General features: G+C 70.2%; 28 protein-coding genes and 1 riboswitch. Of the genes, 8 read left to right on the forward strand and 20 right to left on the reverse strand.

Going from position 1 to position 25,418, the window contains the following annotated elements:
- Nucleotides 1–52 precede the first annotated feature (52 nt).
- From LHA26_RS05970 to LHA26_RS05980, 3 genes are all read left to right on the forward strand, one after another.
- Nucleotides 53–316 carry a hypothetical protein gene (locus LHA26_RS05970; protein ID WP_252167815.1) on the forward strand — a complete coding sequence of 88 codons (264 nt, stop codon included), beginning with the start codon at nucleotides 53–55 and terminating at the stop codon, nucleotides 314–316.
- Between the two features lie 95 nt (nucleotides 317–411).
- Complete coding sequence (locus LHA26_RS05975) at nucleotides 412–1,083, forward strand: response regulator transcription factor (RefSeq protein WP_252167816.1); 672 nt, start codon at nucleotides 412–414, stop codon at nucleotides 1,081–1,083.
- Between the two features lie 145 nt (nucleotides 1,084–1,228).
- On the forward strand, nucleotides 1,229–2,536 hold the full coding sequence (locus tag LHA26_RS05980; RefSeq protein ID WP_252168302.1) for a sensor histidine kinase: 1,308 nt from the start codon (nucleotides 1,229–1,231) through the stop codon (nucleotides 2,534–2,536).
- 36 nt (nucleotides 2,537–2,572) lie between these two features.
- Here the strand turns inward: LHA26_RS05980 and LHA26_RS05985 are convergent, their stop codons facing one another.
- From LHA26_RS05985 to ypfJ, 9 genes are all read right to left on the reverse strand, one after another.
- Nucleotides 2,573–2,800, reverse strand: coding sequence for a hypothetical protein (locus tag LHA26_RS05985; RefSeq protein WP_252167817.1), 228 nt, complete (start codon nucleotides 2,798–2,800; stop codon nucleotides 2,573–2,575).
- 163 nt (nucleotides 2,801–2,963) lie between these two features.
- A complete protein-coding gene (locus LHA26_RS05990; protein WP_252167818.1) occupies nucleotides 2,964–3,254 on the reverse strand; it encodes a hypothetical protein in 291 nt (96 codons plus the stop codon).
- A gap of 75 nt (nucleotides 3,255–3,329) precedes the next feature.
- Nucleotides 3,330–4,661 (reverse strand): PQQ-dependent sugar dehydrogenase, encoded by a 1,332-nt coding sequence (locus tag LHA26_RS05995; protein ID WP_252168303.1) that lies wholly within the window; start codon nucleotides 4,659–4,661, stop codon nucleotides 3,330–3,332.
- A gap of 73 nt (nucleotides 4,662–4,734) precedes the next feature.
- Nucleotides 4,735–5,052, reverse strand: a complete 318-nt coding sequence (locus tag LHA26_RS20035; RefSeq protein ID WP_302898044.1) for a TM2 domain-containing protein — start codon at nucleotides 5,050–5,052, stop codon at nucleotides 4,735–4,737.
- A 178-nt stretch (nucleotides 5,053–5,230) separates the two neighbouring features.
- The gene (locus LHA26_RS06005; RefSeq protein WP_252167820.1) at nucleotides 5,231–6,133 is read right to left on the reverse strand and encodes a hemolysin family protein; all 903 of its coding nucleotides are present in this window, start codon (nucleotides 6,131–6,133) and stop codon (nucleotides 5,231–5,233) included.
- A gap of 71 nt (nucleotides 6,134–6,204) precedes the next feature.
- Nucleotides 6,205–6,714 (reverse strand): rRNA maturation RNase YbeY, encoded by a 510-nt coding sequence (gene ybeY / locus LHA26_RS06010; RefSeq protein ID WP_252167821.1) that lies wholly within the window; start codon nucleotides 6,712–6,714, stop codon nucleotides 6,205–6,207.
- 12 nt (nucleotides 6,715–6,726) lie between these two features.
- Nucleotides 6,727–7,722 carry a PhoH family protein gene (locus LHA26_RS06015; protein ID WP_252167822.1) on the reverse strand — a complete coding sequence of 332 codons (996 nt, stop codon included), beginning with the start codon at nucleotides 7,720–7,722 and terminating at the stop codon, nucleotides 6,727–6,729.
- A gap of 98 nt (nucleotides 7,723–7,820) precedes the next feature.
- Entirely contained in the window at nucleotides 7,821–8,138 is a 318-nt protein-coding gene (locus tag LHA26_RS06020; RefSeq protein ID WP_302898069.1) for a YnfA family protein, read from the reverse strand.
- Nucleotides 8,135–9,040: a KPN_02809 family neutral zinc metallopeptidase gene (gene ypfJ, locus LHA26_RS06025; protein WP_252167824.1), complete on the reverse strand. Its 906-nt coding sequence runs from the start codon at nucleotides 9,038–9,040 to the stop codon at nucleotides 8,135–8,137. The genes LHA26_RS06020 and ypfJ overlap by 4 nt, the downstream gene beginning before the upstream one ends.
- Nucleotides 9,041–9,154: 114 nt before the next feature.
- Here ypfJ and LHA26_RS06030 point away from each other — a divergent pair, with 114 nt between their 5' ends.
- Together LHA26_RS06030 and LHA26_RS06035 are read left to right on the forward strand one after the other, a co-directional pair.
- Nucleotides 9,155–9,940: a 3-hydroxybutyrate dehydrogenase gene (locus LHA26_RS06030; protein WP_252167825.1), complete on the forward strand. Its 786-nt coding sequence runs from the start codon at nucleotides 9,155–9,157 to the stop codon at nucleotides 9,938–9,940.
- 37 nt (nucleotides 9,941–9,977) lie between these two features.
- On the forward strand, nucleotides 9,978–10,637 hold the full coding sequence (locus LHA26_RS06035; RefSeq protein ID WP_252167826.1) for a DUF4893 domain-containing protein: 660 nt from the start codon (nucleotides 9,978–9,980) through the stop codon (nucleotides 10,635–10,637).
- Nucleotides 10,638–10,656: 19 nt separating this feature from the next.
- Here the strand turns inward: LHA26_RS06035 and LHA26_RS06040 are convergent, their stop codons facing one another.
- On the reverse strand, nucleotides 10,657–11,238 hold the full coding sequence (locus LHA26_RS06040; protein ID WP_252167827.1) for a manganese efflux pump MntP: 582 nt from the start codon (nucleotides 11,236–11,238) through the stop codon (nucleotides 10,657–10,659).
- 80 nt (nucleotides 11,239–11,318) lie between these two features.
- Nucleotides 11,319–11,422, reverse strand: a riboswitch (yybP-ykoY riboswitch).
- Nucleotides 11,423–11,457: 35 nt separating this feature from the next.
- Nucleotides 11,458–12,015, reverse strand: coding sequence for a polyhydroxyalkanoate synthesis repressor PhaR (gene phaR / locus LHA26_RS06045; RefSeq protein WP_252167828.1), 558 nt, complete (start codon nucleotides 12,013–12,015; stop codon nucleotides 11,458–11,460).
- 106 nt (nucleotides 12,016–12,121) lie between these two features.
- Between phaR and LHA26_RS06050 the strand changes: the two genes are divergently transcribed.
- Nucleotides 12,122–13,123, forward strand: coding sequence for an alpha/beta fold hydrolase (locus LHA26_RS06050; protein ID WP_252167829.1), 1,002 nt, complete (start codon nucleotides 12,122–12,124; stop codon nucleotides 13,121–13,123).
- Here the strand turns inward: LHA26_RS06050 and LHA26_RS06055 are convergent.
- From LHA26_RS06055 to LHA26_RS06070, 4 genes are all read right to left on the reverse strand, one after another.
- Nucleotides 13,099–13,998 (reverse strand): iron-containing redox enzyme family protein, encoded by a 900-nt coding sequence (locus tag LHA26_RS06055; protein ID WP_252167830.1) that lies wholly within the window; start codon nucleotides 13,996–13,998, stop codon nucleotides 13,099–13,101. The genes LHA26_RS06050 and LHA26_RS06055 overlap by 25 nt on opposite strands.
- An 89-nt stretch (nucleotides 13,999–14,087) precedes the next feature.
- Nucleotides 14,088–14,843 (reverse strand): ABC transporter ATP-binding protein, encoded by a 756-nt coding sequence (locus tag LHA26_RS06060; protein ID WP_252167831.1) that lies wholly within the window; start codon nucleotides 14,841–14,843, stop codon nucleotides 14,088–14,090.
- A complete protein-coding gene (locus LHA26_RS06065; protein WP_252167832.1) occupies nucleotides 14,840–15,640 on the reverse strand; it encodes an MlaE family ABC transporter permease in 801 nt (266 codons plus the stop codon). The genes LHA26_RS06060 and LHA26_RS06065 overlap by 4 nt, the downstream gene beginning before the upstream one ends.
- A 54-nt stretch (nucleotides 15,641–15,694) precedes the next feature.
- The gene (locus LHA26_RS06070) at nucleotides 15,695–17,302 is read right to left on the reverse strand and encodes an MFS transporter (protein WP_252167833.1); all 1,608 of its coding nucleotides are present in this window, start codon (nucleotides 17,300–17,302) and stop codon (nucleotides 15,695–15,697) included.
- 97 nt (nucleotides 17,303–17,399) lie between these two features.
- Here LHA26_RS06070 and otsB point away from each other — a divergent pair, with 97 nt between their 5' ends.
- Both otsB and LHA26_RS06080 read left to right on the forward strand, forming a co-directional pair.
- Nucleotides 17,400–18,161, forward strand: a complete 762-nt coding sequence (gene otsB / locus LHA26_RS06075) for a trehalose-phosphatase (protein WP_252167834.1) — start codon at nucleotides 17,400–17,402, stop codon at nucleotides 18,159–18,161.
- Nucleotides 18,162–18,246: 85 nt separating this feature from the next.
- Nucleotides 18,247–19,683, forward strand: coding sequence for an alpha,alpha-trehalose-phosphate synthase (UDP-forming) (locus LHA26_RS06080; RefSeq protein WP_252167835.1), 1,437 nt, complete (start codon nucleotides 18,247–18,249; stop codon nucleotides 19,681–19,683).
- Here the strand turns inward: LHA26_RS06080 and LHA26_RS06085 are convergent.
- The 5 genes from LHA26_RS06085 to LHA26_RS06105 form a co-directional block, all read right to left on the reverse strand.
- Nucleotides 19,614–20,729, reverse strand: coding sequence for a mechanosensitive ion channel family protein (locus LHA26_RS06085; protein WP_437441247.1), 1,116 nt, complete (start codon nucleotides 20,727–20,729; stop codon nucleotides 19,614–19,616). The two genes, LHA26_RS06080 and LHA26_RS06085, sit on opposite strands and share 70 nt — an antisense overlap.
- Nucleotides 20,730–20,828: 99 nt before the next feature.
- Nucleotides 20,829–22,223 carry an efflux transporter outer membrane subunit gene (locus LHA26_RS06090; RefSeq protein WP_252167837.1) on the reverse strand — a complete coding sequence of 465 codons (1,395 nt, stop codon included), beginning with the start codon at nucleotides 22,221–22,223 and terminating at the stop codon, nucleotides 20,829–20,831.
- A complete protein-coding gene (locus LHA26_RS06095; RefSeq protein ID WP_252167838.1) occupies nucleotides 22,223–23,098 on the reverse strand; it encodes an efflux RND transporter periplasmic adaptor subunit in 876 nt (291 codons plus the stop codon). Before LHA26_RS06095 ends, LHA26_RS06090 begins: the two co-directional genes overlap by 1 nt.
- The gene (locus LHA26_RS06100; RefSeq protein WP_252167839.1) at nucleotides 23,095–23,310 is read right to left on the reverse strand and encodes a DUF1656 domain-containing protein; all 216 of its coding nucleotides are present in this window, start codon (nucleotides 23,308–23,310) and stop codon (nucleotides 23,095–23,097) included. The genes LHA26_RS06095 and LHA26_RS06100 overlap by 4 nt, the downstream gene beginning before the upstream one ends.
- On the reverse strand, nucleotides 23,307–25,349 hold the full coding sequence (locus LHA26_RS06105) for an FUSC family protein (protein ID WP_252167840.1): 2,043 nt from the start codon (nucleotides 25,347–25,349) through the stop codon (nucleotides 23,307–23,309). Before LHA26_RS06105 ends, LHA26_RS06100 begins: the two co-directional genes overlap by 4 nt.
- Nucleotides 25,350–25,418 lie beyond the last annotated feature (69 nt).

Here is a 25,418-nt window from a genome sequence, read left to right on the forward strand (position 1 = left end):
TATGCCACGCAGAGTGACGATGAAGCCAGCTATCGCTTTGATTATAGGGCTTATGATCGCGGCGCCGGTGGAGGCTGGCCCGCGCCGGCCCTTCGATCAGGACCGCGCGCGCGAGGATGTGCGCGCGGGCGGCCGGCCGCTGCGCGAAATCCAGAACGAGTGGCGGCAGAGCATGCCGGGCTATGATTTCCTCGGCTCGGACTATGATCCCGATGCCGGCCGCTACCGGCTGAAGTTCATGCGCGGCAACGCGGTCGATTGGGTCGATGTCGATGGCCGCACCGGCCGCGAGGTCGGGCGCGCGCCGCGCCGCTGATCGTTTCGCCGGCGCAGCGCCGCCCGCAACCCTGTCGTATCTTGCCCGTTCATCTCCGCCGCGCCACATGAGGGCGAACAGGAAGGAAGAACGCGATGCGCATTCTCGTCGTCGAGGACGAACCCACGCTCGGCCGCCAGCTGCGCGCCACGCTGGAGGGCGCGGGCTATGCGGTGGATCTCGCCACCGATGGCGAGGATGGCCATTATCTCGGCGCCAACGAAAGCTATGACGCGGTCATTCTCGACCTCGGCCTGCCCGAGATCGACGGGCTCACCGTGCTCGACCGCTGGCGCAAGGACGGGCGCGACATGCCCGTGCTGGTGCTGACCGCGCGCGACAGCTGGTCCGACAAGGTGGCGGGCCTGGATGCCGGGGCCGACGATTATCTCGCCAAGCCCTTCCAGACCGAGGAACTGATCGCGCGGCTGCGCGCGCTGATCCGGCGCGCCTCGGGCAATGCCTCGTCCGAGCTTATCGCCGGCGATGTGCGGCTCGATACCCGCTCGGGCAAGGTGACACGCGCGGGCGAGCCGGTGAAGCTGACTGCGCAGGAATATAAGCTGCTTTCCTATCTGATGCACCACAAGGGCAAGGTGGTAAGCCGGACCGAGCTGATCGAGCATATCTACGATCAGGATTTCGATCGCGACTCCAACACGATCGAGGTTTTCGTCACGCGCATCCGCAAGAAGCTCGGCGCCGATATCATCACCACCGTGCGCGGCCTGGGCTATAGCCTTGAAGAGCCCGACACCGTCGCCTGAGCGGCTCGTCGCCGCCGAGGCGCGGCGCGATCCCTGGTTCCGCGTGCCGCTCAACATTCTGCGCACGCTTTTCTTCCTGCGTCCGCGCGGGGTGGAATGGTCGGACGAGGCCCGCACCAAGACGACCGGCTCGCTCACCCGCCGCATGATCGGCATCGCCGGGCTGTGGATCGCGCTGCTGCTCGCCGGCGGCGGCTTCGCGCTCGATCGCGTGCTGACCAACGCGATCACCAACAATTTCGACGCCTCGCTGGATTATGTGCTGCGCGCCATGATCGTCCAGTCCGAGATCGGTCCGGATGGCGAGGTTCGGTTCAACCGGCCGCTCGCCGACCAGCGCTTCCTGGAGCCCTATTCCGGCGTCTATTGGCAGATCACGGGCAAGGGCCATGATCCCTTCCCGTCGCGCTCGCTCTGGGACCAGACGCTCGCCGTCGACCAGACGCACAGCTATCCCGATGTCCACGCCTATGACAGCCACCAGTTCAAGGGCGAGCCGCTGCGCGTGCTGGAGCGTGACATCACCCTGCCCGGCTCGCGCACCGTCTGGCGCTTCCAGGTGGCGGCGACGCGCAGCACGCTCGACGCGCAGATCGCGGTGCTGCGCAAGACGATGATCCGCAGCTTCGCGATCCTCGCCTTGGGGCTGATGCTGATGTCGGCCCTGCAGACCATCTATGGCCTGTGGCCGCTGCGGCGCGTGCGGCTGGCGATGGCGGCGGTGCGGTCGGGCCGCGCGGCGCGGGTGGATGTGAAGGTGCCGCTGGAGATCCGCCCGCTGGTGGAGGAGCTCAACGATCTGCTCGCGCACAATGAGCGCCAGGCCGAGGAGGCGCGCACCCATGCCGGCAACCTCGCCCATGCGCTCAAAACGCCTTTGACGGTGATGATGAACGAGGTGACGGCGGGCAGCCCCGACCTGCCCGCGACCGTGATCCGCGAGGCGCGTGCGATGCGGCGCCATGTCGATCACCATCTCGCGCGCGCCCGCGCCGTCGGCCGGCGCGGCTCGGCGCAGAGCCGCGCGCCGGTCTGGCCGTCGCTCGAGGCGGTGAGCCATGCGGTCGACCGGCTCTTCCCCGAAGCGGTGATCGATCTGGATGGCGAGCGCGCGGCGGTGGTCCGCGTGGAACGCCAGGATCTCGACGAGATGCTCGGCAATTTGCTGGAAAATGCCGCCAAATATGGCGGCGGCCGGATCTTCGTCACGGTCGCGCGGCGCGACGACTGGGTCGATGTGCTGATCGAGGATGACGGCCGCGGCATTCCGGAGGCGGCGCGGGAGAAAATCTTCGAGCGGGGCGCGCGGCTGGATACGGGCAAGCCCGGCACCGGGCTCGGCCTCGCCATCGTGCGCGACGTCGCCGAAATCTATGGCGGCACCGTCACGCTGGAGGAGAGCGAGGATCTGGGCGGCCTGCTGGTGCGGCTCAGCCTGCCCGCCGCCGCGTGAAAAAGGGGCCCGGCCTCGCGCCGGGCCCCGCCTCACTCAGCGGTGATGGCCGTAATAGCCGTGGTAGCGATTGTCGCGATGGTGCCGCCAGGCGCGCTGACGCTCCCAGCGGGCGCGCGCATAACCGCGATGATGGCCGCGATGATCGTCCCGCCAGCCATGATGATGGCCGCGATCCCACCGCTCCGCCGAGGCCGGCGCGGCAAGGCCGATCAGACTGGCGGCGGCGCCGGCGACGATGAGGCTCAATTTGGCAATACGCATGATCCACTCCTGACCCAAACCCCGGGATGACTGGGGTTATGGTCCCAACGCCCTGAACTTGATCTGAGTCGCTTGTTCACCTCGAGGAAAGCGCAGCGGCTTGGATAAAAAAAAACCGGGCGGTGTCGCCACCGCCCGGCTCCGATCCTGCTGGCTGTCGCGCTCAGCGCCAGCCATGGTGCCAGCCATGATAGCCCCAGCCCGGCCGGCCATAATAATAATGGGGCCGATAATAGGGCCGCCCATAATAGCCGCCGACCACCACCGGCGGCGGCGCGTAATAGCCGCCATAATAGGCCGGGTAATAGCCATAGGCGGGATAGGCCGGATAGGCATAGCCGGGCGTGCCGATCCCGACGGACACGAAGGTCCGGGCGGATGCGGGGCTCGCGACCAGCGCCGATCCGGCGAGGGCGGCGGCGCCGGCGAGGGCGACAAGGGCGAAACGACTCATGGCCACCTCCTGCGAAACTGTTGCTATGTGGCTGCTTCTAGGGCCTTTCTGCTGAACGGAGGCTGAGGGCGCCGTTCACCGGGCGGCAAGCGCTGGCGCGGCTTTTTCGGTCACGCGCCAGATCGCGCCGCCCGCATCGTCGGCCACCAGCAGGCCGCCCCCGCGATCCACCGCCACCCCCACCGGACGGCCCCGCGCCTCGCCATCGGGCGTCAGGAAGCCGGTGAGCAGGTCGACCGGCGTCTCGGCGGCGGGCCGGGCGCCGTCGAAGCGGACGAAGACGACGCGATAGCCGGATGGCGGGTTGCGGTTCCACGAGCCGTGCTGGCCGATGATCATGCCATGGGCGAAACGCGGCCCGAGCCGCGCCCCATCGGCGGCGACGAGGCCGAGCGAGGCGGTGTGCGCGCCAAGCGCATAATCGGGCGCGATCGCGCCGGCGGCCTCGGGCGGGGCCGGCGCCTTGACGCGCCGATCGACATGGCTGGCCCAGAAGCGCCAGGGCCAGCCATAAAAGCCGCCGTCGCGCACCGAAGTGAGATAATCGGGCACGATATCGCCGCCCAGCTCGTCCCGCTCGTTCACCACGGTCCAGAGCCGCCCATCGGGGCCGAACGCCATGCCACTGGGGTTGCGCAGCCCGCTGGCGAACAGGCGATGGCGGCCGGTGCGCCAGTCGATCGCCCAGATCGCCGCACGCCCGGCCTCCGCCGCCATGCCGCGCTCGGCGATGTTGGAATTGGAGCCGACGGTGGCGAACAGCGTGCGGCCGTCGGGCGCGAACAGGATGGTCTTGGTCCAGTGATGGTTGATCCGCCCCGCCGGCAACACGACGATGCGCTGCCCCGGCGCGGCGATGCGCGTGTCGCCGGCCCGATAGGGAAAGGCGCGGATCGCATCGGTATCGGCGACATAGAGCCGGCCGTCCGGCCCCAGCGCCATGCCGAAGGGGCTGTTGAGCCCGGTGAGCAGCACATGGCGTGTTTCCGCCACGCCATCGCCGTCCGCGTCGCGCAGGAGGGTGATGCGATTGGCGCTGGGCGAGGCGCCGCCCGCGCGCTTCATGAAGAGCTTCTGGAAAAAGCCGCGCAGGCCGGGCGAATCGTCCGGCTTGGGCGGCGCGTTGCTCTCGGCCGCGAGCACATCGCCATTGGGCAGCACCAGCAGCCAGCGCGGATGATCGAGGCCGCGCGCGAAGGCGGTGACGGCAAGCCCCGGCGCGGGCGTGGGCGCGCCATCGCGGCCCCAGCCGACGATCCTGGCCACCTTCACCGTGGGCAGGAGCCCCTCATGCTCGTCCGGCAGCGCCGGCGCGGGCCCCTGGCCGGCGGTGATATCCAGCCGCGCATTGCGCCCGCACCCGGCGAGCAGCAGCACCAGGCACAGGGCATAGGCTCGCGTGCGCATCATTCACCTCCGCCCCCGGAAAGCGGCCGAGGATCGGACCGGTTCCGCCCCTCGCGCGCTGGCGACTCGGGCCTCACCCATATTTGTGGTGAAACTGGTCGTCATCCATCAGCAGATAGAAAATGCCCTCGATCAGCGCCGCGCCAAGCGGCACCAAAGTCCAGCACAGCAGCAGATAGGCCAGCCCCCAGCCGACGCGGCGCAGATAGAATTTGTGCGCGCCAAGCCCGCCCAGGGTGAAGGCCAGCGCCACGGCCAGGGCGCGGCTACGGGGGAGCGGCGAGTCGGGCGCGGCCTGTGTCCAGGGCCCGGCCGCAGCAAAGAAGCGACAGAGGCCGGAGGGCCATGGCGTTTTGCGCGTTGTTCCACGCGGAAACGGACTATCGCTCATCGCTCGACCCCCGCAGATCGGGAGAGGGCATGCCGGCTCAGCCCGTCTTTACTGGTTCTTGTCGATCCAGGCGGGCGTGTTCATTACACCCGCGTGACATGAACCTGCCCCTCGTCCCGCAACAAGAGTGGCGGCCGACGGCGGAAGGATCAATTGCGCGGAGCGAAGCGGCGCGCGGTCAGCCGCGGCGTTCCAGTTCGTCCATCTCGTCCTGGGGCGGGTGGAGGCGCAGCCGCGTGACGCGCCGCTGATCGCCGTCGGTCACCTCGAGCCGCCACCCGCTCTCGTGCGCCAGCACATCGCCCACCTGGGGAATCCTCTCGGCGATCAGCGCGGCGAGGCCGCCCAGCGTGTCGACCGGCTCGTCGGTCTCGGCGAGGCGCGGGTCGATCTGCTCGGCCACGTCCTCCAGCTCGGCGCGGGCGTCGGCGTCCCACTGGCCGTCCTCGAGCGGCACCAGCAGCCGCGCGGGCGCCTCGTCATGCTCGTCCTCGATGTCGCCGACGATCTCCTCGACCAGATCCTCGATCGTCACCAGCCCGTCGGTGCCCGAATATTCGTCGACGACGATGGCGAGATGGGTGCGCGTCGCGCGCATCTCGGCGAGCAGATCGAGCACGCCCATCGCATCGGGCACGTAGCGCGGCTGGCGGATCAGCGCCGTGATCGAGTCCGGGCGCGGCGCGGTGCCGGCCAGAATGGCGAACACATCCTTGATGTGGATCATGCCCGTCACGGTGTCGAGCGTCTCGCGATAGACGGGCAACCGCGAATGGCCCGCCTCGGCGAACAGCGCGACCAGCGCCTCGAAGCTGGCGCCCTCCTCGATGGCGATGATGTCGCCGCGCGGCACCGCCACGTCCCGCACCCGGCGATCGCCGAAATCGAGGAGATTCTGGAGCATGATCCGCTCCACCGGCGAAAGGTCGCGGGCGTTGGCGGGATCGTCCTGATGCTCCTCGATCGCCTCGAAGATCTGGTCGCGCAGCGTCGGTTCGGCATCCTCGCCGAACAGAAGGTGGCGCAAGCCCGACCACAGGCCCCCGCTCTGCGCGGGGCTTCTACTGGAATCGTCAGGCATGACGGTGGTTAACAGGCCCTTGTGTTTGCATGATCCATGTAGCGGGGGAGGCCCCGCCGAGTCGAGCGCGATCAGCCCTCGTCGATCGGATAGGGATCGGCGATGCCCAGGGCCGCGAGCGCCTCGCGCTCCGCCTGCTCCATCTCCTCCGCATCGGCGTCGGTCATATGGTCGTAGCCGAGCAGATGGAAGGTGCCGTGCACGACGAGATGCGTCGCATGAGCGGCGATGCTGACGCCCTTTTCGGCGGCCTCGGCGGCGCACACGCCCTGAGCGAGCACGATATCGCCGAGCAGCAATTCGCCATCGTCGCTATTCTCGTCCACCACGTCGAGCAGGTCTTCCTGCACCATCGGGAAGGACAGGACGTTGGTAGGCTTGTCCTTGTCCCGATACGCCCGGTTGAGCGCGTGCACCTCGGCGTCGGACGTGAACTTCACCGACACCTCGACGCGCATCGGCCGGGTGAGCAGCGCCGCCTCGGGCGAATGGCCGATCGCCGCGCGCACCGCGCGATCCGCCAGCGCCGCCCAATCCTCCGCGTCGCCCCAGCCGTCCATGTCCGTTTCCACCACGATCATGCGCGCGACCCCCTATTCATCCTTGCCCTCATAGGCCTCGACGATGCGGCCCACCACCGGGTGGCGGACGACATCGGCGGCGCCGAAGCGCACCATCGATATGCCCTTCACCCCCTCCAGCCGCGTCACGGCATCGGCGAGGCCCGATTTGCCGATATCGGGCAGATCGATCTGGCGGGGATCGCCGCACACCACCATGCGGCTGTTCATGCCGAACCGGGTGAGGAACATCTTCATCTGCGCGGGCGTGGTATTCTGCGCCTCGTCGAGGATGATGAAGGCATCGGAGAGGGTGCGGCCGCGCATGAAGGCGATCGGCGCGATCTCGATCTCGCCGCTGGTGATGCGCCGCTCGACCTGCTCGGTGGGCAGCATGTCGTACAAGGCGTCGTAGAGCGGCCGGAGATAGGGATCGACCTTCTCCTTCATGTCGCCCGGCAGAAAGCCCAGCCGCTCGCCCGCCTCGACCGCCGGACGCGAGAGGATCAGGCGATCCACCGAGCCCTGGATCAGCTGCTGCACCGCCTGCGCCACCGCCAGATAGGTCTTGCCCGTGCCCGCCGGTCCGAGCGCGAAGACGATATCGTCGCGGCCCAGCGCCTCCATATAGCGGATCTGCGTGGCGGAGCGGGGAACGATCGTCTTCTTGCGGGTGCGGATCATCACCGCCGGCGGCTGGCTCATATCGGCGCGGACGATGCCGTCGAGCGTCGGCTGGTCCGACATGGCGATCACCGCGTCGACCGCGCCGCTGTCGATATCCTGGCCCTGCACGATGCGGTTGTAGAGGCCGGTCAGGACATCGCGGGCGCGCGCGGTCGCCTCGGCCTGGCCCTCGATGATCAGCCGGTTCCCCCGCGCCGATATATAGACGCCGAGCCGGCTCTCGATCGAGATCAGGTTGCGGTCATATTCGCCGAACAAACGGCCGAGCAGCTGGGGCTTGTCGAACAGCACCTCGAGGCGGGCGCGGTCGCCGGCCTGCGCGGGAACGGGCTTACGGCTCATTCGAACCTTTCTGGGCCAGAGTCTGGAACACCAAGGTGGGACGGGACGCGATCAAAAGCTAGTCGCCTCGTGGAGAAAGCGCGTTGCCGCAGGCCGGATCAGCGATGCGCCAGGAGAATTGTTGCGGCGCCCGCCAGACAGAGCGCGGCGCCGGCGCCGTCCCAGCGGTCCGGCCGCACGCCGTCCGCCAGCCACAGCCAGGCGAGCGCGACGATGATGTAGATCCCGCCATAGGCGGCGAAGGCGCGCCCCGCCGCCGCCGTGTCGATGCGCGTCAGCAGCCAGGCGAACAGCAGCAGCGCGGCCAGGCCGGGCACCAGCCACAGCGGCGAGCGGCCCTGCCGCGCCCAGGCCCACATCGCCGAACAGCCTGCGATCTCCGCGATCGCGGCCAGTGCGTAGATGAGCAGGCTCAGGCGTCGGCCCCGGCGGCGAAGGTGTCGCAGCGGGCGGGATCGCCGGTGTCGAGCCCCTTCTTCAGCCACGCCATGCGCTGCGCCGCGCTGCCATGGGTGAAGCTGTCCGGCACCACCCGGCCCTGCGCCTGTTGCTGCAGCACATCGTCGCCGATCGCATGCGCCGCGCGCAGCCCCTCCTCGACATCGCCCGGCTCGATCCGATCGCGGTTGTTCGCCGCCCACACGCCGGCATAGCAATCCGCCTGCAGCTCCACCCGCACCTGCAGCGCATTGGCGGCCTTGGCGTCGAGCTGCTGCTGCTGCGCCGTCACGCGCGGCAGCAGGCCGAGCAGATCCTGCACATGATGGCCCACTTCGTGCGCCACCACATAGGCCTGGGCGAAATCGCCCGGCGCGCCGAAGCGGGTCTTGAGCTCGTCATAGAAGCTGGTGTCGAGATACACGCTCTTGTCGGTGGGGCAGTAGAAGGGCCCCATCGCCGATTGCGCCGCGCCGCAGCCCGACGAATCGCTGTTGCGATAGAAGACGAGCGTCGTCGGCCGATAGCTTTGGCCCTGCGCCGCGAACAGCTTGCCCCATGTATCCTCGGTCGAGGCGAGCACCTGGCAGGAGAAACGCTGCGCCGGGCCCGCCGCGCAGGCCTGCGCCGCGCCTTGGCGCGTGGCGGGCCGATCCGGCAGCGCCTGCTGGCCGCCGCCCATCAGCGCGAGCGGATTGCCGCCGAACAGGATCGCGGCGCCCACCACGAGCAGCACGCCGACCAGGCCGAAGCGCGAGCCGACCAGGCTGAGCAGCAGGCCGAACATGCCGCCGCCACCACCGCCCAGCCCGACGCCGCCGCCGCTGCCCTCGCCATCGTCGCGCACATTGTCGCTGCTGCGGTAATCGTCGAGGCGCATCGCGATCGTCTCCCTTGGCCGAGACGAGAATGCGCCGATCGATGCGCGGTTGCAAAGCATGTCGTCCAGGCGCCATGGATCGCGGCGCGACTCGCACGATCCAAGGAGGGCTGCATGTTCCTGAAAGGCAAGACCGCGCTGGTGACGGGGTCGACCTCGGGCATCGGCCTTGCCGTGGCCGGCGCGCTCGCCGATGCCGGCGCGGCGGTGATGATCAACGGCTTCGGCGAGGACGGGGCAATCGCTCAAGCCTGCGCCGATCTTGCCCGCCGCTCGGGCGCCGGCGCGCTGCACGACGGCGCCGACATGGCCGATGCCGCGGCGATCGAGGCGATGGTGGCGCGCTGCGCCGATACGCTCGGCGCGCCCGATATCGTCGTCGCCAATGCCGGCATCCAGCATGTCGCCCCGGTCGATGCCTTTCCGCCCGACATGTGGGACAAGGTGATCGCGATCAATCTCAGCGCGCCCTTCCACCTGATGCGCGCCGCGCTGCCGGCGATGAAGGCGCGTGGCTGGGGGCGGATCATCTCCACCGCGTCCGCCCATTCGCTCGTCGCCTCGCCTTACAAATCGGCCTATGTCGCCGCCAAGCACGGCCTGGCCGGGCTCACCAAGACCGCCGCGCTGGAAACCGCGCGGCACGGCGTCACGGTCAACTGCATCTCGCCCGGCTATGTCTGGACGCCGCTCGTCGAAAAGCAGATCCCCGATACGATGGCGGCGCGCGGCCTCACCCGCGAGCAGGTGATGCAGGATGTGCTGCTCGCCAGCCAGCCCACCAAGGCCTTTGTCACGGTCGAGCAGGTCGCCGCGATCGCGCTCTTCCTGTGCCGCGACGAGGCGGCGCAGGTGACCGGCGCCAATTGGTCGGTGGATGGCGGCTGGACCGCCGCCTGAGGCGCCCTATGATGATCGCCCCCGCCCAGGAGACCCGATGCGCCGTGCACTTCTGACGAGCCTGGCGCTGATCGCGCTGACCGGCGGCTGCGCGCGCAGCAAGATCTGCGCGCCCGTGGTCGCCGCGCCGGATCGCGCCGCCACGCTCGCCCCCGGCGCCGCCGTGCCCGACTGGCGCGACGCCATCACCGATCCCGATCACATCAAGCTGCGCGGGCTGCGCAGCAGCTTCCTGGCGGGCCTGCAACAGGCGCGCGCCAGCGGCGCTTCGGCCGCGCTGGATGCGGATACCGCGCTGTTCGATCCGGATCAGAGCCAGGACAGCGACGGCATCCGGCCGGGCGCCTATCGCTGCACCACGATCAGCCTGGGCAGCCGCCTGTCCGGCCGCCCCGCCTATGTCGCCGATGCGCCCCGCGCCTGCACCATCACCGCCGAAGGCGCGCTGCTGCGGCTCAGCGAGGGCGAGGGCCGGCAGCGGCTGACCGGGCGCCTCTATCCCGATGCGCCCTCCCGCGATGTGTTTCTCGGCACGCTGGCGCTCGAGGATGAGGCGAGCGCGCCGCGTTATGGCCGCGATGCGGACCGGAACGCGATCGGCGCGCTGGAGCGGATCGGCCCCGATCGCTGGCGGCTGGCGCTGCCCCGGCCGGGCTGGGAAGCGGTGATCCTGCTGATCGAGATCCGCCCGGCCTGAACGAGGCGCGGGCGCGCCTTCAGGCGGCGCCGCTCAGATGCTGGTAGAGGATCGCCGCGCCGATCGCGATCAGCGCCACCCCGCCCAGCACCTCGGCCCAGCGGCCCAGCCACACGCCCATGGTTCGGCCCACCAGCACCCCCGCCGTGGCCACCACCGTCGTCACGCCGCCGATCACCAGGCAGGCGGTGAGGATATCGATGTGCAGCACCGCCAGGCTGACACCCACCGCCATGGCATCGATGCTGGTGGCGAGCGCGGTGAGCGCGAGCCGCACGGGGCTGTTCGCCCGCCCGGCCGGCTCGGCCTCCGCCTCGGCGGGCGCGTTGCGCAGCGCGGCGAGCAGCATGTGCGCGCCCACGGCGGCGAGCAGCCCGAACGCCACCCAATGATCCACCGCGGCGATCCAGCCGGCGAGCAGCAGCCCCAGCGCCCAGCCGATCGCCGGGGTGAGGGCCTCGAAAAAGCCGAACACCGCGCCGACGCGCACCGCCGTGGCGAAGCGCCGGCCCGCGCCGTCCGCGCCGCGACACACGGCGGCCGCGAACGCATCCACCGACAGGCCGAGGCCGAGCGCGCCCAGCGTCACCAATCCCACCATGTTCAAAAACCCCCGGGGCCGCACGAACGAACGACGCCACCGCTCTGGCCACGGGGAACGGCGCGTCGTCGGTCTTGCGCGGGCGGATCGATCCGCCGCCTTCGCCACGGCCGCGGGGGCCGAGCATGTTGACGAAGGCCCCGCACGATCGGTGCGCGGGTGGCTACTCCCCAAGGACGAGGGGCCTATAGCGCCGCCGCCGGCGCCGATCAACCGCCGCTATTTGGCGATCTTGTCGATCTTGTCCTGAAGGCTGGCGAGCTGGGCCTTGAGCTTCTCGAGTTCATCGTCCTTGGCGGGAACGGGCGCGGGCGCCGCCGCCTCGCCCGGCTTGCCGGCCTTGAACGCACCCGCCGCCGCCTCGAACATTTCCATGTTCCGGCGCGCCAGCTCGGCGAAGGGGCCGCCGGCGAAGGCGCCTTCCATGGCCGATCGGAATTGCTGCTGGTTGCGGCGGAAGGCCTCCATCGAGGCTTCCAGATATTGCGGCACCATCGACTGCATGGAATCGCCGTAGAGCGCGATCAGCTGGCGCAGGAAGCTTACCGGCAGCATCGTCTGCCCGCGCGTTTCCTCGTCCATGATGATCTGCGTCAGCACCGCATGCGTGATATCGTCGTCGCTCCGAGCGTCGAGCACCTTGAACTCGCGGCCCTCGCGCGTCATCGCGGCGAGGTGATCGAGCGTGATGTAGCTCGAAGTCTCGGTATTATAGAGCCGCCTGTTGGCGTACTTCTTGATGATGACGACGTCGGATGCGGAACCAGCCTTCGCCATGACAACCCCTCTCTCTCCGCCTTATCCGGCGTCCCTCCGCTCGAGCCTAGCACCAGAGCATGATGCACCGCAACACAAGCCAAGGCCGCTCCCGCTTTTTCTCGATTTGCTGCGCAGCGAGACCGAGGGCGATCCGGCGCGGCGCGCGGCGGCGCTGGCGGGGCTGGCCGCCTATCAGCGTGCCCCCCGCCCGGAGCGGCCCCCGCCGCCGCCGACCCTGGCGCGCCACGGACGCGCCCGGCTGCTCGATTATGGCGGCGACGGGCCGCCGCTGCTGATCGTGCCCTCGCTCATCAACGGGCCGGAGATCCTCGATCTCCTGCCCGATCTCTCGATGCTCCGCTGGCTGGCCGGCCAGGGCGTGCGGCCGCTGCTGCTGGATTGGGGAAGCCCGAGCGCCGACGAGCGGGGGCTCGGCATCGCCGGCCATGTCGAGACGCTGCTGCTGCCTTTGCTGCGCGGTCTCGGCGAGCCGGTGCTGCTTGCCGGCTATTGCTTGGGAGGCACCATGGCGCTCGCCGCCGCCTGCCGTCACCCGGTGCGCGCGCTCGCGCTGATCGCGGCGCCATGGCGTTTCGCGGGCTTTCCCGAGGTCGCGCGGACCGGGATCGCCGAGCTGTGGAGCCAGGCCGGGCCGCTGGTCGAGCGGCTCGGCCTGCTCCCGCTCGAGGTGCTGCAGAGCGGCTTCTGGCGGCTCGATTCGCGCCGCACCATCGCCAAGTTCGAAGCGTTCGGCGCGGCCCCGCCCGATGGCCTACGCACCGCGCGCTTCGTGGCGATGGAGGATTGGGCCAATGGCGGCCCGCCGCTGACCGAGGCCGCCGGTCGCGATCTCGCCGAAACCCTGTTCGCCGCCGATGCGCCCGGTCACGGCGCGTGGATGGTGGGCGGCGCGCCGGTGACGCCCGCCACGCTCGCCTGCCCCGTGCTCGACATCGTGTCCACGACCGATCGGATCGTGCCCGCCGCCAGCGCCGCCGGCCTCGGCACGCGCATTACGCTCGATCTCGGCCATGTCGGGATGATCGTGGGCGGCCAGGCGCGCGCGCGGCTGTGGCAGCCGCTCGCGCGCTGGCTGGTCGATCAGGCCCAGAGCAGCGCGCGGTAGCGATCGAAGCAGCGCGCCCCGCAGCGCAGGCGGATCAGCGCGCCTTCGGCCATGGCGACGGCGCGGCGCGGGTCCTCCGCCACCGCCGGGCGGATCGCCTCGCGGTTCCAATCCTCGCTATGCTTCACGTCGAGCACGGCGTGGAGATCGAAATAGCGACGCTCCTTCTCGCTCAGGCCGATCCGCTTGAGCCCCTTGGCCACCAGCGCCGAGCGGCCCGGCGCGGTCAGCTCGATCACGCCGAGCGCGCCGACCGAGTGCCACGCATAGCGCCGGCTGGTGGCCATGGCGGTCATGGCGTTGGCGAGCGCCAGGCTCTCCCATACCGTGGTGTCGATCGCCGGCGTCACCGCCAGCGTCTCGACCAGCGCATCCAGCATCGGGCCGTGCATGCCGCGCGGATTGCCGCGCCCCATCTCGTCCCAATAATTGCGCGCCAATTCGAGCTTGGGCCCGGTCGGCAGCTTGACCTGGGTCATCGCCACCAGATCGTCAAAGCCCGCCTCGCCGGCGGCCTCCTGCTCGAAGAACCAGCGCAGCTGGTCGCGATCGGCCTGCTCGGCCAGCCAGGGGAAGAGCGGATCGCCCTGGCCGGGGCCATTCTGCTTCAGCGCTTCGAACCAGGCGATGAAGCCCTCGGCATCGGTCGGCACGGCGGCGGCCTCCGCCGCCACCTCGGCGCGCAGCTCCTCCAGAAAGCCGCCCTCGAGCCGCAGCATGCGCTGGTCGCGGTCGAGCGTCTGCCGCCAATCGGCTTCGCCAAGGCCCGGCTCCAGCCGCTCCCGGTTCCAATGGGCGAGGCCGCGCTGGAAACTGTCCGTCAAGAATTGCGAGCGCGTGGACGTGGCCACGCCATGCTCGAGCCTGGTCGCCATGGGATCCTGTCCGTAGATTGTTCAGGCCCCGTCAACGGCAGGCGAAAGAGTCGGGTTCCTCGGCGACTGATATGGATCAATCCGGATGCTTAACGGATCGGCCCCTCGGCGCGCCCGTTAACAAACTGATCTACATAGGGATTACCGCTGTCGTAGAGGCGGTCCCGCGGGCCGTGCCAGACGATCCGGCCATTGTAGAGCATGGCCACGCGGTTCGCGATCTTGCGCGCGGACACCATGTCGTGCGTGATCGTCAGCGCGGTGATGCCCAGATCCTGGGTGAGGCTGACGATCAGATCGTTGATCACGTCGGAGCGGATGGGATCGAGCCCGGTGGTCGGCTCGTCGAAGAAGATGATCTCGGGGCGCGGCGCGATCGCGCGCGCCAGCGCCACGCGCTTCTGCATGCCGCCCGACAGTTCGTTCGGCCTGAGATCGAGGATATCGGCGCCGAGCCCCACCCGCTCCAGCGTCGCCGCCGCCAGCCGGCGCATGCGTTGCGGCTCGCGGCGCTTCCCCTGGGTCAGGCCGAAGGTGACGTTGCGCCACACCGGCAGCGAATCGAACAGCGCGCCGCCCTGGAAGAGCATGCCGAACTTGGCGCGCACCTTCTCGATCTCGCGCGGGCGCGCGCCCACAATCTCCTGGCCATCGACCTCGATCGAGCCGCTGTCGGGCCGCATCAGGCCGAGGATGCACTTGAGCGTCACCGATTTGCCCGTGCCCGATCCGCCGATGATGGCGACCGATTCCCCCGGCTCGATGGAGAGGTTGACGCCGTCGAGCACGCGCTTCTCGCCGAACGCCTTGCGGACCTCGCAGAGCTTGATCTTCGGCCCCGTCATCCGCCGAACGCCGCGAGCGTGATGAGGAGATCGGTGAACAGGATGAGGATGAAGGCCGATACCACCGCGTCGGTGGTGGCGCGGCCGACCCCGGCGGCGCCGCCGCCCGTGCGCAGGCCATTGTAGCAGCCCATCAGCGCGATGATGAAGCCGAACGTCGCCGCCTTCACCACGGACATGATGATGTCCTGCGCTTCCAGATATTTGCGCGTGGTATCCAGATAGGAGCCGGCGTTGAAATCGAGCTTGTAGATGGCGAGCAGATAGCCGCCCATGATGCCGATGGCATTGGCCACCAGCACCATCAGCGGCAGCGCCAGCGTGGCGGCGAACAGCCGCGGCGCGATCAGGTAGCGGAAGCGGTCGGTCCGCAGCGTCGCCATCGCGTCGAGCTGCTCGGTCACGCACATGGTGCCAAGCTCGGCCGCCATCGCCGAGGAGACGCGCCCCGCCACCATCAGCCCCACCAGCACCGGCCCCAATTCGCGGACGATGCCGAACACCACCACCGCCGGCACCGTGGATTCGGCATCGAAGCGCGAGCCGCCGGTATAGATTTGCTGCGCCAGCGCCGAGCCGGTGAAGATCGCGGTGAGCCCCACCACCGGCAGCGAATACCAGCCGATCGCCAGCAGCTGGGCGATGAACTGTGCCGGATAATAAGGCGGGGTCAGCGCGCGCAGCACGGTGGTGACGGCGAAGCGGGTGACCCGGCCGACCATGGCCAGCAGAGCCAATATCAGGCGGCCAATCGCGGCGAAGGCGACGAGGATCGAGGCGAGGAGGCCGGATTGCATGTCTGCCGGCCGCTTTAGCGGGGCGCGGGGCGAAACAGCAATCCCTATTGCGCATCAGATCCTAGGGGCGTCCTCGTCGAGATCGACGCCGCGCGTCTCGGGCAGGAACAGGATGGTGACGATCAGCGCCATCAGCACCACCGCCATGGTGTACCAGAGGCCGGCATAGGGCGTGCCGGCGCGCGCCACGATATATTGGCTGATGAACGGCAGAAAGCCGCCGAAATAGCCGGTTCCGACATGATAGGGGATGGAGGCCGAGGTGTAGCGCACGCGCGCCGGGAACAGCTCGGGCAGCAGCGCCGCGACGGGGCCATAGGTCATGCCCGAGAGCATGCCGAGCAGCACGATGCCGAGCAGCATCACCGCCGCCGATTTCAGGCTGGGCCGCACCTTGGCGATCGACCAGCCGCCCCGGGTGAGCGCCGCGTCAAGGCCGGCCGCGCTGCGGTCCGCCACCGGCACCCCGCCCACCGTCACCGCCACGCCCGGGGTGCGGGCCTTGGTGTACATCACGCCGCGCCCGGCGAGATGATCCAGGATGCGCGCGCATTCGGTCGGCTGGCCGCGCAGCGCGAAGGGATGATAGTGGCAGTTGGGGCCGGACACGATCACCGGCGCGCGCCGCGCCGCCTCCTTCATCGCCGGGTTCGCCGCCGAGGCCATCATGTGGAAGAGCGGGAAGAGCAGCAGCAGCGTCAGCCCATAGCCCGCTACCAGAAAGGGCTTGCGGCCGTAGCGATCGGACAGGCGGCCGAACAGCAGGAACCAGCCCAGGCTGATCACCGCGCCGATCCCCACCAGCCCGCGCGCCCAGCCATCGTCCAGCCGCTGCGCGCTCTGGAGGAAATAGAGCGCCCCGAACTGGCTGGTGTACCAGACGACGGTGAGCCCGGCGGCGACGCCGAACAGCACCACCAGCATCCGGCGCACATTGGCGCCATCGGCGAAGCTATCGCGCAGCGGATTGTGCGACACCCGGCCGCTCGCGCGCATCGCGCGGAAGATCGGCGTCTCCTGCATCCGCAGCCGCATCCACAGCGACACCGCGAGCAGCAGCAGCGAAAGCAGGAAGGGCAGGCGCCAGCCCCATTGCTCCCAGGCACCCGCCGGAACCGCCGCCTGCACCGCCAGCGTCACCACCAGGCTCAGCAGAAAGCCGCCGATCACGCTCGTCTGGATGAAGCTGGTGTAGAAGCCGCGCCGGTCGGCCGGGGCATGTTCCGCCACATACAGCGCCGCGCCGCCATATTCGCCGCCGATCGCCAGCCCCTGGATGACGCGCAGCAGCACCAGCAGCGCCGGCGCGGCATTGCCCAACTCGGCGAAGGTGGGCACCAGCCCGACCGCCGCCGTCGCCAGCCCCATCATCGTCACGGTGAAGAGGAAGGTATATTTGCGGCCCAGCCGATCGCCGAAATAGCCGAACAGCACCGCGCCCAGCGGCCGCATGCCGAAGCCGACTCCGAACGAGGCCAGCACCAGCAGGAACTGCGCCGTCTCGCTGCCGCCGGGGAAGAACAGCCGGCCGATCAGCGGCGCCATCGTGCCGAACAGGAAGAAATCATACCATTCGAATACGGTGCCGATGGAAGAGGCGGCGATCACCAGACGCGCCCGGGCCACGCCCACCGACCGTTCCGGCCGCACCACATTGCTCATCGGCCACTCCCCTGCTGCACTGCATTCCTAGTCGCAGGCCGGCGGCAGAGGAAGCGCGCCGTTTGCCAATAGCGCCGCCGCGCCCTATCGCGCCACCATGGCCGACGCTTCCCCCCTCCCCGCGCCGCCCGCGACGTTGCTCGACGGCGCCGCGCTGTTCCTCGATTTCGACGGCACGCTGGTGGCGCTGAGCGCGCGGCCGGAGTCGATCCGGGTCTCGCCCGAAACCCGCGCGCTGCTGCCCGCCCTGGCGCGCGCGCTGGATGGCCGCGTGGCGGTGGTGAGCGGGCGCCCGGCGCTGGATATCCTCGCCCATCTCGGCATCGATCCGGCCTCGCCCGGCTTCGCCGTGGCGGGAAGCCATGGACTCGAGACGATCTGGCCCGATGGCCGGCACGATCGGCCCGCGCGCAGCCCCGCGCTGGATCGCGCGCTCGCCCGCTTCGAGGCCGAGGCGGCGGCGATGCCGGGCGTGGTGGTGGAAGCCAAGCCGCTCGGCGTCAGCCTCCATTATCGCCAGGCGCCGGCCTATCAGGCGGCGTGCGAGGCGCTGGGCGCGGAGATGGCGGCGGGCACCGATCTCGAGATCCAGCACGGCAAGATGGTGTGCGAGCTGAAGATGCACGGCGCCGACAAGGGCGATGCCGTGCGCCGGCTGGCCGCGGTGGCGCCGCTGGCCGGCGCGCGGCCGGTGTTCGTCGGCGATGATCTCACCGACGAGGCCGGCTTCCGCGCGGCGACGGCGCTCGGCGGGGCGGGCGTGCTGGTCGGCGCGCGCGCCCCCACCGCCGCCGCCTATGCGCTGGCCGATGTCGACGCGGTGCACCGTTGGCTCGGCACGCTCGCCGGAACGGACTGAGTGCGACGCAACCGATCCTCGGGCCTATTGTTGTACGCCATATGAACAGAACGGAGCCGGGTCCGCCCTGTCGGCCGGAGCGCTTATGAGTCGCCTTATCGTTATCTCCAATCGCGTGTCCGCGCCCAAGGGCGAGGCGGGCGCGCAGGGCGGCCTTGCGGTCGCCTTCGCCGCCGCGCTGCGCGAGAATCGCGGCATCTGGTTCGGCTGGTCGGGCGATCGCACCGACCAGTTCACCGGCCAGATCAACTTCAACCGCACCAATGGCGTCACCACCGCCACGATCGACCTCGAAGATCAGGATATCGAGGAATATTACAACGGCTACGCCAACCGCACGCTGTGGCCGCTCTTCCACTACCGGATCGATCTCGCCGAGTTCGAGCGCGGCTTCGCCGACGGCTATCAGCGCGTCAACGAGCGCTTCGCCGAGACCATCCGGCCGCTGATCGAGCCGCATGATCTGATCTGGGTGCAGGATTATCACCTCATCCCGCTCGGCCAGGAGCTGCGCGCGCGCGGGCTCGAGAACCGGATGGGCTTCTTCCTGCACATCCCCTGGCCGCCGCGCCGGCTGCTCAGCTCGCTGCCGCATGCGGTGGAGCTGGTGCGCACGCTGTTCGCCTATGATGTCATCGGCTTCCACACCGAGGAATGGCTCGAGGCGTTCCGCGACTATGTCACCGGCGAGCTGGGCGGCCAGGTGGAGGGCGATCTCATCACGCTCGACGATCGCTGCGTGAAGGCGATCGCCTGCCCGATCGGCATCGACGCCAAGGAGTTCATCCAGGCCTCGGGCAGCCCGGCGGCGCGCCTCGCCTATCGCCGGATGAAGGATTCGGCCGATGGCCGCGACATGATCGTCGGCGTCGACCGGCTCGATTATTCCAAGGGCCTGGAGGAACGCTTCGCCGGCTATGAGCGCTTCCTCGCCAGCCACGAGGAAAGCCGCAAGGAAGTCTTCCTGCTGCAGATCGCGCCGCCGTCGCGGGGCGATGTCGAAACCTATCAGCGGATCCGGCTCGCGCTCGAGGGCATGGCCGGCCGCATCAACGGTGCCTATGCCGATCTCGACTGGGTGCCGATCCGCTACGTCAATCAGGGCTTTCCGCGCCCCGTTCTGGCCGGCGTGTACCGCGCCGCGCGGATCGCGCTGGTGACGCCGCTGCGCGACGGCATGAACCTCGTCGCCAAGGAATATGTCGCCGCGCAGGATCCCGAGGATCCGGGCGTGCTGATCCTGTCGCGCTTCGCCGGCGCCGCGCTGCAGATGCCCGAGGCGGTGCTGGTGAACCCCTATTCGGCCGAGGAAGTGTCCGACGCCATCGCCACCGCGCTCTCCATGCCGCTGCACGAGCGCAAGCAGCGGTGGCGCGCGCTGATGGACGGGGTGGAGCGCGAGGATGTGATCTGGTGGCGCAAGCGCTTCACCGATGCGCTGATGGCGCCCGGTCAGACGCTCGACGAGGCCGAGCCCGATGACGAGGAGGATGACGTGCCGGCCGGCTCCGACGCCGGCTGAAGCGTCACCAGCTCGCGCGTGCGCGGCAGCGCCTCGGGCATGTCGCGGGCGATGAAGGCGGTCATCGCCTCGCGCACATTGCAGCGCAGATCGAAGGCGCGGCCGGCATTGGCGGCGCTCACGAGGCAGCGCAGCTCCAGATAGGTGGGGAAGCTGTCCGTCACCTGCAGCCCGCACACCCGCCCGTCCCACAGGGGATCGGCCGAGACGATCTCGGTGAGCTTGGCGCGCAGCCGCGGCACGTCGGCGGTGCGGTCGACATGGAGGAAGGCGGTGCCGAGCAGCTCGCTCGAACTGCGCGTCCAGTTCTGGAAATTCTCCTCCAGGAACTTGGACACGGGCACCACCAGCCGGCGCTGGTCCCAGATGTTGATCACGACATAGGTCAGGCGGATCTCCTCGATCCGGCCCCATTCGCCGTCGACGATCACCACATCGTCGATGCGGATCGGTTCGGTGAAGGCCATCTGGATGCCGGCGATCACATTCTTGAGCGCGGGCTGCGCCGCCGCGCCGACCGCGAGCGCGCCGATGCCCGCCGAGGCGGCGAGCGTCACGCCCACCGCGCGCACCGCCGGGATCGACATCAGCATCAGGCACAGCGTGCCGATCAGCACCAGGAACAGGCCGATCCGGTACAGGATGCCCACGCGCGTGCGCCGCCGCCGTGCCAGCAGATTGTCGGCGACGCTGATGTCCGTGCGCAGCTGGACGATCTCGTTGGCGGCCGAGAGCGCGGTCGCCAGCATCCAGCCCGTCACCGCCGGCGCCGTCAGCCCGGCCAGGAAGCTCCACCAGCCATTGCCCTGCGGGCCGAGATCCATGAAGGGCTTGACGATCGACAGGCCGATCAGCGCAAACAGCCAGCGCGTGGGATTGCGGAAGCGCGCGATGACGATGTCGTCGCTCTGCGAGGCGGTGCGCGCGGCGGCGCGGCGCAGCAGGAACACCGCCGCGCGATGGATCAGCCCGGTGACGAGGATCGCCGCCAGCGCGATCAGGATATAGCGGAGCCAGATGCTCGCTTCGGCGCCGATGTGCGGCAGCCAGGTGCGGGGATCGGTGATGGCCAGTCTCCGTGCCGGGGGATCGCCTCAGCGAACGGAACGGAGGCCGATCCGTTCCGCAGTGCAGCACAATCCAGATCAGTCCGGCTGCCAGCCGCCGCCCAGCGACAGAAAGACCGCGATCTGCCGGTCCACCAGCGTCGCGTCCGATGCCGCCAGCGCGGATTCGGCGGTGGCGAGGTTGGATTGCGCGCTCAGCACGTTCAGGAAATCGGTCCGGCCGAAGCGGAACAGCCGGTTGGCCTGGGCGGCGGCGGTGGCGGCATCGTCGCGCGCCCGGCTGAGCGCGCGGTTGCGATCGATCTCGCGGGCATAGGCGTTGAGCGCGGTCTCGACATCCTGCAGCGCGGTCAGCACCGTGCCGTCGAACTGGGCGGCGGCGGCATCGGCAGCCGCGCCGGCCTCGGCGATCCGCGCGCGCACCCCGATCCGGTTGGGAAAGCTCCACGAGACGAGCGGCCCCAGGCTGCCCGTCAGGCTGGCGGCCGAGCCGATCGTCGACACCGGCCCCGCCACCGCCAGCGAGCCGCCCAGGCTGATCTGCGGATAGAGTTGCGCGCTCTCCACCCCGATCGCGGCGGTCGCCGCCGCGAGGCTGCGCTCGGCCTGGCGGATATCGGGGCGGCGGCGAAGCAGCGCCGCGCCATCGCCGATCGGCAGCGGCCGGTGCAGGATCGGCGGCGTGGCGCAGGCTTCCACCACGCGCGGATAGGCGGCGGCGGGGCGGCCCATCAGCGCCGCCAGCGCATAGAGCGAGGCCTGGCGGCTGGCGAGAATGGCGGGGATCTGCGCCGCGCTCTGATCCACCGCCGCCTGCGCGCGGGTGACATCGAAGGCGGTGTTGCGGCCGCCGCGGAACAGGCGCGTGATGGCGTTCAGCGTGTCGCGCTGCACGCCGAGCACGCGCTCCGCCGCCGCGAGCGTGCGGTTGGCCGAACAGGCGGCGGCATAGTTGCGCGCCACCGCCGCCGCCACCGCCACGCGCACCTGATCGCGCGCCGCCTGGCTCGCCTCCGCGTCCGCCCGCGCCGCCTCGATCCCGCGCCGGATCCCGCCGGCCAGATCGAGCGGATAGCTCAGCGCGCCGCCGAGCGAATAGGCGATGTCGTCGCCCAGCCGGCTGCCCGCCGCCGTGTGGGTGAAGGTGGCGCCGCCGGACAGGCTGGTACCCACGGTGCGCGCCGCCTCCGCCTCGCGGATCACCGCCCCGGCGCGGCGCAGATTGGCCTCGGCGGCGCGCAGATCGGTGTTGGCCGAGAGCGCCTCGCCGATAAAGCCGTCGAGCCGGGGATCGGCATAGAGGCGCCACCAATGGTCCGGCAGATCGGCCGGGACAAAGGCCGGCTCGGCGGCGTTGGCGAAGGCGCCCTGCGCCGCCGGCGCGTTGACCAGCGCGCGTTCGGGCAGATGATAGTCCGGGCCGGCGGTGCAGCCGGCGGCGGCGAGCAGCGCCAGCAGGACCAGCCGGCGCATCAGCGCGCCCCGCGCGGCAGGATCGTCACCGTCGCCGTCCGACCCGGGATCAGCCGCATATCGGCCGGCATGCGATCGACATGGATGCGCACCGGAATGCGCTGCGCCAGCCGCACCCAGCTGAAGGTGGGCTGCACCGCCGGCAGCTGGTTCTCGGTGGTGCTGCGCTGATCGTCGGCGATGCCGCCGGCGATGCTCTGGACATGGCCGTAAAGCAGGCGCGGATCGCCCATCAGCTTGATCCGCGCGGCATCGCCAACCGCGACATGGGCGAGCTTGGTCTCCTCCAGATAGGCCTCGACGCGCAGCGAATCGAAATCGATCAGCGCCAGCGCCTGCGCGCCGGCGGCGACATAATCCCCCGGATGGAGATCGAGATTGGTCACCATGCCGTTGACGCTGGCGCGCACCGCCGTGCGGCCGACGTTCAGCGCCGCCGTCGCCCGCGCCGCCTTGGCCTGGGCGAGCGTGGCGCGCGCCGTCTCCACCGCCGCGACATTCTGCTCGTGCGTTTCGGTCGCCACCAGATCGCCGAGCGCGAGATCGCGCCGCGCCACGCGCTGCGCCTGGGTCAGCGTGGCGGCGGCGCTGGCGATGTTCGCCTCGGACTGGGCGAGCGCATCATTGTAGCGCGGCAGGTCCACCGTGTAGAGGAGCTGGCCCTTGCGCACCGGCTGATTGTCGCGCACCGCCACCGAGGTCACCAGCCCGCCGACATCCGAGGCGACGCGCACCACATCGGCGCGGACATGGCCGTCGCGCGTCCAGGGTTCGGTCTCGTACCGCTTCCACAGCCACAGCGCCACGAGCACGGCGGCGAGGACGAGCAGCAGGGTGACGGCCCAACGGCCAAGCGCGGCGGCGACACGGGTCATAGCGGCAGTCCCAAGGGCGCGGACAGCGCCACCAGGGCGCCGAGCAGGAGGATGAAGAGCGTCAGGTCGACCAGCGGCCGATAGGCGACGAAGCGGTAGAGGCCGCTCACCGCCAGCAGCCGCGCGAGCAGGCCGGTGAGCACCAGCGCCGCCAGCGCCAGCAGCAGCAGCGTCGGCAGATAGACGCCGCCGATCGACACCTCGCCGATCATGCCGCGGCCTCGTAGCGCGGGGCTTCGGGGAAGAGGTTGCGGCGCAGGCTGGTGAGCAAGGTCAGGCCGGTGCGCCGGCGGGCGGGTTCGGGATCGGTCGCGAACAGCGCCAGCGCGGCATCCACCTCGCCCAGCAGCGCCGGCGGCGGCGCCTCGGGCGCCGCCGGGCGCAGCGTGCAGAAATGGCCCGCCACCCGGTCGAGCATGGCGCGGAGCTGGCGCCGCTCGGCATCGGGCGCGGTCGCGGCGAGCCGGTCCAGCTCGCCCGCCACGAAGCCGATGCGCATATCGGTGAGCACATCCATCAGCGGCAGCCGGATCTCCTCGCGCCGCTGCGCCAGGCGCGGCATCAAAAGCCCGATCCGGTCGAGCATCCGCGCCGACCAGAGCTGCGCATCGGGCGCCCGCCCCCGCGCCCGCCGCGCGACATCGCGCCAGCTGGCGCGCAGCAGCCGGCCGATGCTGGTGTCGGCGCCGATCGTCTGGAACAGCCCCACCGTCACCACCGCGAAGCCGGTGCCGATCAGCTGCGCCACGGCGCCATTGGCGAAGGTCGCGAAATCGCCGCTATAGCTGGCGTTGAGCCCGACGGTGTTGAGCAGCCCCAGCAGCGTGCCAAGCGTGAACAGGGTGAGCGGCGGCCGCGCCAGCATGGAGCCGAGGATCAGCAGCACCGGCGCCAGCGCCGCCGCCACGGTGACGAAGCTGGTGGCGCGCGGCAGCACCGCATAGGCATAGACCAGCGCCAGCCCGATCCCCGCCGCCGAGCCGAGCAGGAAGGTGAAGATCACCGGGCCGGGATCGTCGACATTGCCGAACAGCGCGCAGCACACGCCCGCGATCAGCACCGCGCCCGCGCCGTCGGTCCAGGCGGTGCCGATCCAGAAGGTGCAGGCGAGTAGCATCGTCGCCAGCGTGCCGAGCCCGGCGCGCACCGCGAGACCGCGGTCGCGATGCAGGCCGCGCGCGCCCGCCTGGTGCAGCAGCGCCGCCACGCGCGGCGTGATCGGGCGTGGGCCGGGCGCGCGGAGCTGATCGCGCAGCGCCCGCCCGTCGCGGTGGAGCGCCACCAGATCGCCGAGGCGGCTCAGCAGGTTGAGGAGCAGCATATCGCGCCAGGCGGTGGCGCCGTCGATGGTCGCGGGCTCCAGCGCGGCGGCATCGGCGATCAGCGTGGCGGCCACCGCCTCGCGGTCGGGCTGGCCCAGCCCGGTCTCGAGCCAGGCGGCGGTGCGCGTCACCAGCGCCGCCACCGGCGCGGGCAGGCCGCCCGGGCAGAGCGCGAGTTCGGCCAGCCGATCCTCCACCGTCGTCGCCAGCGGCAGGAGCAGCGTGAACTGGTCGAGCAGCGCGCGCACGGTGCGCGTGCGCGGCAGCAGCCGCGCCGTGTCGAACGGCAGATGGATGGAAAGCTGGTAGAGTTCGGACAATTCCAGCGCCAGCCGGCGCCGCTCCAGATCCAGCGTCTGCTCGCGCGCGCCGCGCAGCGCATCGCGCGACCAGCGCTCGGCATCGGCCAGCATCGCGTCGACCTTGTCGAGCAGCCGCGCCGAAACCGAGCGCGGCAGCACCACGCCATGGATCAGGCTGCCGCACAAAATGCCGATGGTGATCTCCTGCACGCGCAGCACCGCCACCGTGAAGATGCCGCCGGCCGCGTCGACCGCCGGAAAGCCGATGATGCTGGCGGTGTATCCGGCGAGCAGGAAGGTATAGGCGCGCGGCGTGCGATCCAGCAGCGAGACATAGAGGCACAGCGCCAGCCACAGGCCGAGCGCGAAGCTGAGCACCGCCGGCGCGTTGACGAAGCTCGGCACCAGCACCACCGCCGCCGCCGCGCCCAGCGCCGTGCCGACGAGACGGAACACCGCCTTGGAAAGCACCGCGCCGGCCAGCGGCTGGGCGACGATATAGGAAGTGGTCACCGCCCAATAGGGCCGCGTCAGCCCGATCCGCAGCGCGATGTAATAGGCCAGCATCGCCGCGATGAAGCATTTGACCGAAAAGAGCGCGGCCTCGCCGTCGGCGAAGCGGATCATCGCCCCGCCCGCCCTGTGGCGAGGAGGCGGCCGGGCGCTGTCGATGCGGGCGGATCGGCCATGCCAACC

It is taken from the genome of Sphingomonas morindae (assembly GCF_023822065.1).
GTDB classification, from domain to species: domain Bacteria; phylum Pseudomonadota; class Alphaproteobacteria; order Sphingomonadales; family Sphingomonadaceae; genus Solisphingomonas; species Solisphingomonas morindae.

Coding starts and splice junctions, on each gene's coding strand:
- LHA26_RS06060 (WP_252167831.1), bottom strand. CDS start 14,843: ATGACGGGGCCGAAGATCAAGCTCTGCGAGGTCCGCAAGGCGTTCGGC.
- LHA26_RS05985 (WP_252167817.1), bottom strand. CDS start 2,800: ATGCGTATTGCCAAATTGAGCCTCATCGTCGCCGGCGCCGCCGCCAGT.
- LHA26_RS06030 (WP_252167825.1), top strand. CDS start 9,155: ATGTTCCTGAAAGGCAAGACCGCGCTGGTGACGGGGTCGACCTCGGGC.
- LHA26_RS06070 (WP_252167833.1), bottom strand. CDS start 17,302: ATGAGCAATGTGGTGCGGCCGGAACGGTCGGTGGGCGTGGCCCGGGCG.
- LHA26_RS06055 (WP_252167830.1), bottom strand. CDS start 13,998: ATGGCGACCAGGCTCGAGCATGGCGTGGCCACGTCCACGCGCTCGCAA.
- LHA26_RS05980 (WP_252168302.1), top strand. CDS start 1,229: ATGATCGGCATCGCCGGGCTGTGGATCGCGCTGCTGCTCGCCGGCGGC.
- LHA26_RS06080 (WP_252167835.1), top strand. CDS start 18,247: ATGAGTCGCCTTATCGTTATCTCCAATCGCGTGTCCGCGCCCAAGGGC.
- LHA26_RS05990 (WP_252167818.1), bottom strand. CDS start 3,254: ATGAGTCGTTTCGCCCTTGTCGCCCTCGCCGGCGCCGCCGCCCTCGCC.
- LHA26_RS05995 (WP_252168303.1), bottom strand. CDS start 4,661: ATGCGCACGCGAGCCTATGCCCTGTGCCTGGTGCTGCTGCTCGCCGGG.
- LHA26_RS06095 (WP_252167838.1), bottom strand. CDS start 23,098: ATGACCCGTGTCGCCGCCGCGCTTGGCCGTTGGGCCGTCACCCTGCTG.
- LHA26_RS06065 (WP_252167832.1), bottom strand. CDS start 15,640: ATGCAATCCGGCCTCCTCGCCTCGATCCTCGTCGCCTTCGCCGCGATT.
- LHA26_RS06100 (WP_252167839.1), bottom strand. CDS start 23,310: ATGATCGGCGAGGTGTCGATCGGCGGCGTCTATCTGCCGACGCTGCTG.
- LHA26_RS06090 (WP_252167837.1), bottom strand. CDS start 22,223: ATGCGCCGGCTGGTCCTGCTGGCGCTGCTCGCCGCCGCCGGCTGCACC.
- otsB (WP_252167834.1), top strand. CDS start 17,400: ATGGCCGACGCTTCCCCCCTCCCCGCGCCGCCCGCGACGTTGCTCGAC.
- LHA26_RS05975 (WP_252167816.1), top strand. CDS start 412: ATGCGCATTCTCGTCGTCGAGGACGAACCCACGCTCGGCCGCCAGCTG.
- LHA26_RS20035 (WP_302898044.1), bottom strand. CDS start 5,052: ATGAGCGATAGTCCGTTTCCGCGTGGAACAACGCGCAAAACGCCATGG.
- LHA26_RS06040 (WP_252167827.1), bottom strand. CDS start 11,238: ATGGTGGGATTGGTGACGCTGGGCGCGCTCGGCCTCGGCCTGTCGGTG.
- phaR (WP_252167828.1), bottom strand. CDS start 12,015: ATGGCGAAGGCTGGTTCCGCATCCGACGTCGTCATCATCAAGAAGTAC.
- LHA26_RS06015 (WP_252167822.1), bottom strand. CDS start 7,722: ATGAGCCGTAAGCCCGTTCCCGCGCAGGCCGGCGACCGCGCCCGCCTC.
- LHA26_RS06005 (WP_252167820.1), bottom strand. CDS start 6,133: ATGCCTGACGATTCCAGTAGAAGCCCCGCGCAGAGCGGGGGCCTGTGG.
- LHA26_RS05970 (WP_252167815.1), top strand. CDS start 53: ATGATCGCGGCGCCGGTGGAGGCTGGCCCGCGCCGGCCCTTCGATCAG.
- ybeY (WP_252167821.1), bottom strand. CDS start 6,714: ATGATCGTGGTGGAAACGGACATGGACGGCTGGGGCGACGCGGAGGAT.
- LHA26_RS06105 (WP_252167840.1), bottom strand. CDS start 25,349: ATGATCCGCTTCGCCGACGGCGAGGCCGCGCTCTTTTCGGTCAAATGC.
- LHA26_RS06035 (WP_252167826.1), top strand. CDS start 9,978: ATGCGCCGTGCACTTCTGACGAGCCTGGCGCTGATCGCGCTGACCGGC.
- ypfJ (WP_252167824.1), bottom strand. CDS start 9,040: ATGCGCCTCGACGATTACCGCAGCAGCGACAATGTGCGCGACGATGGC.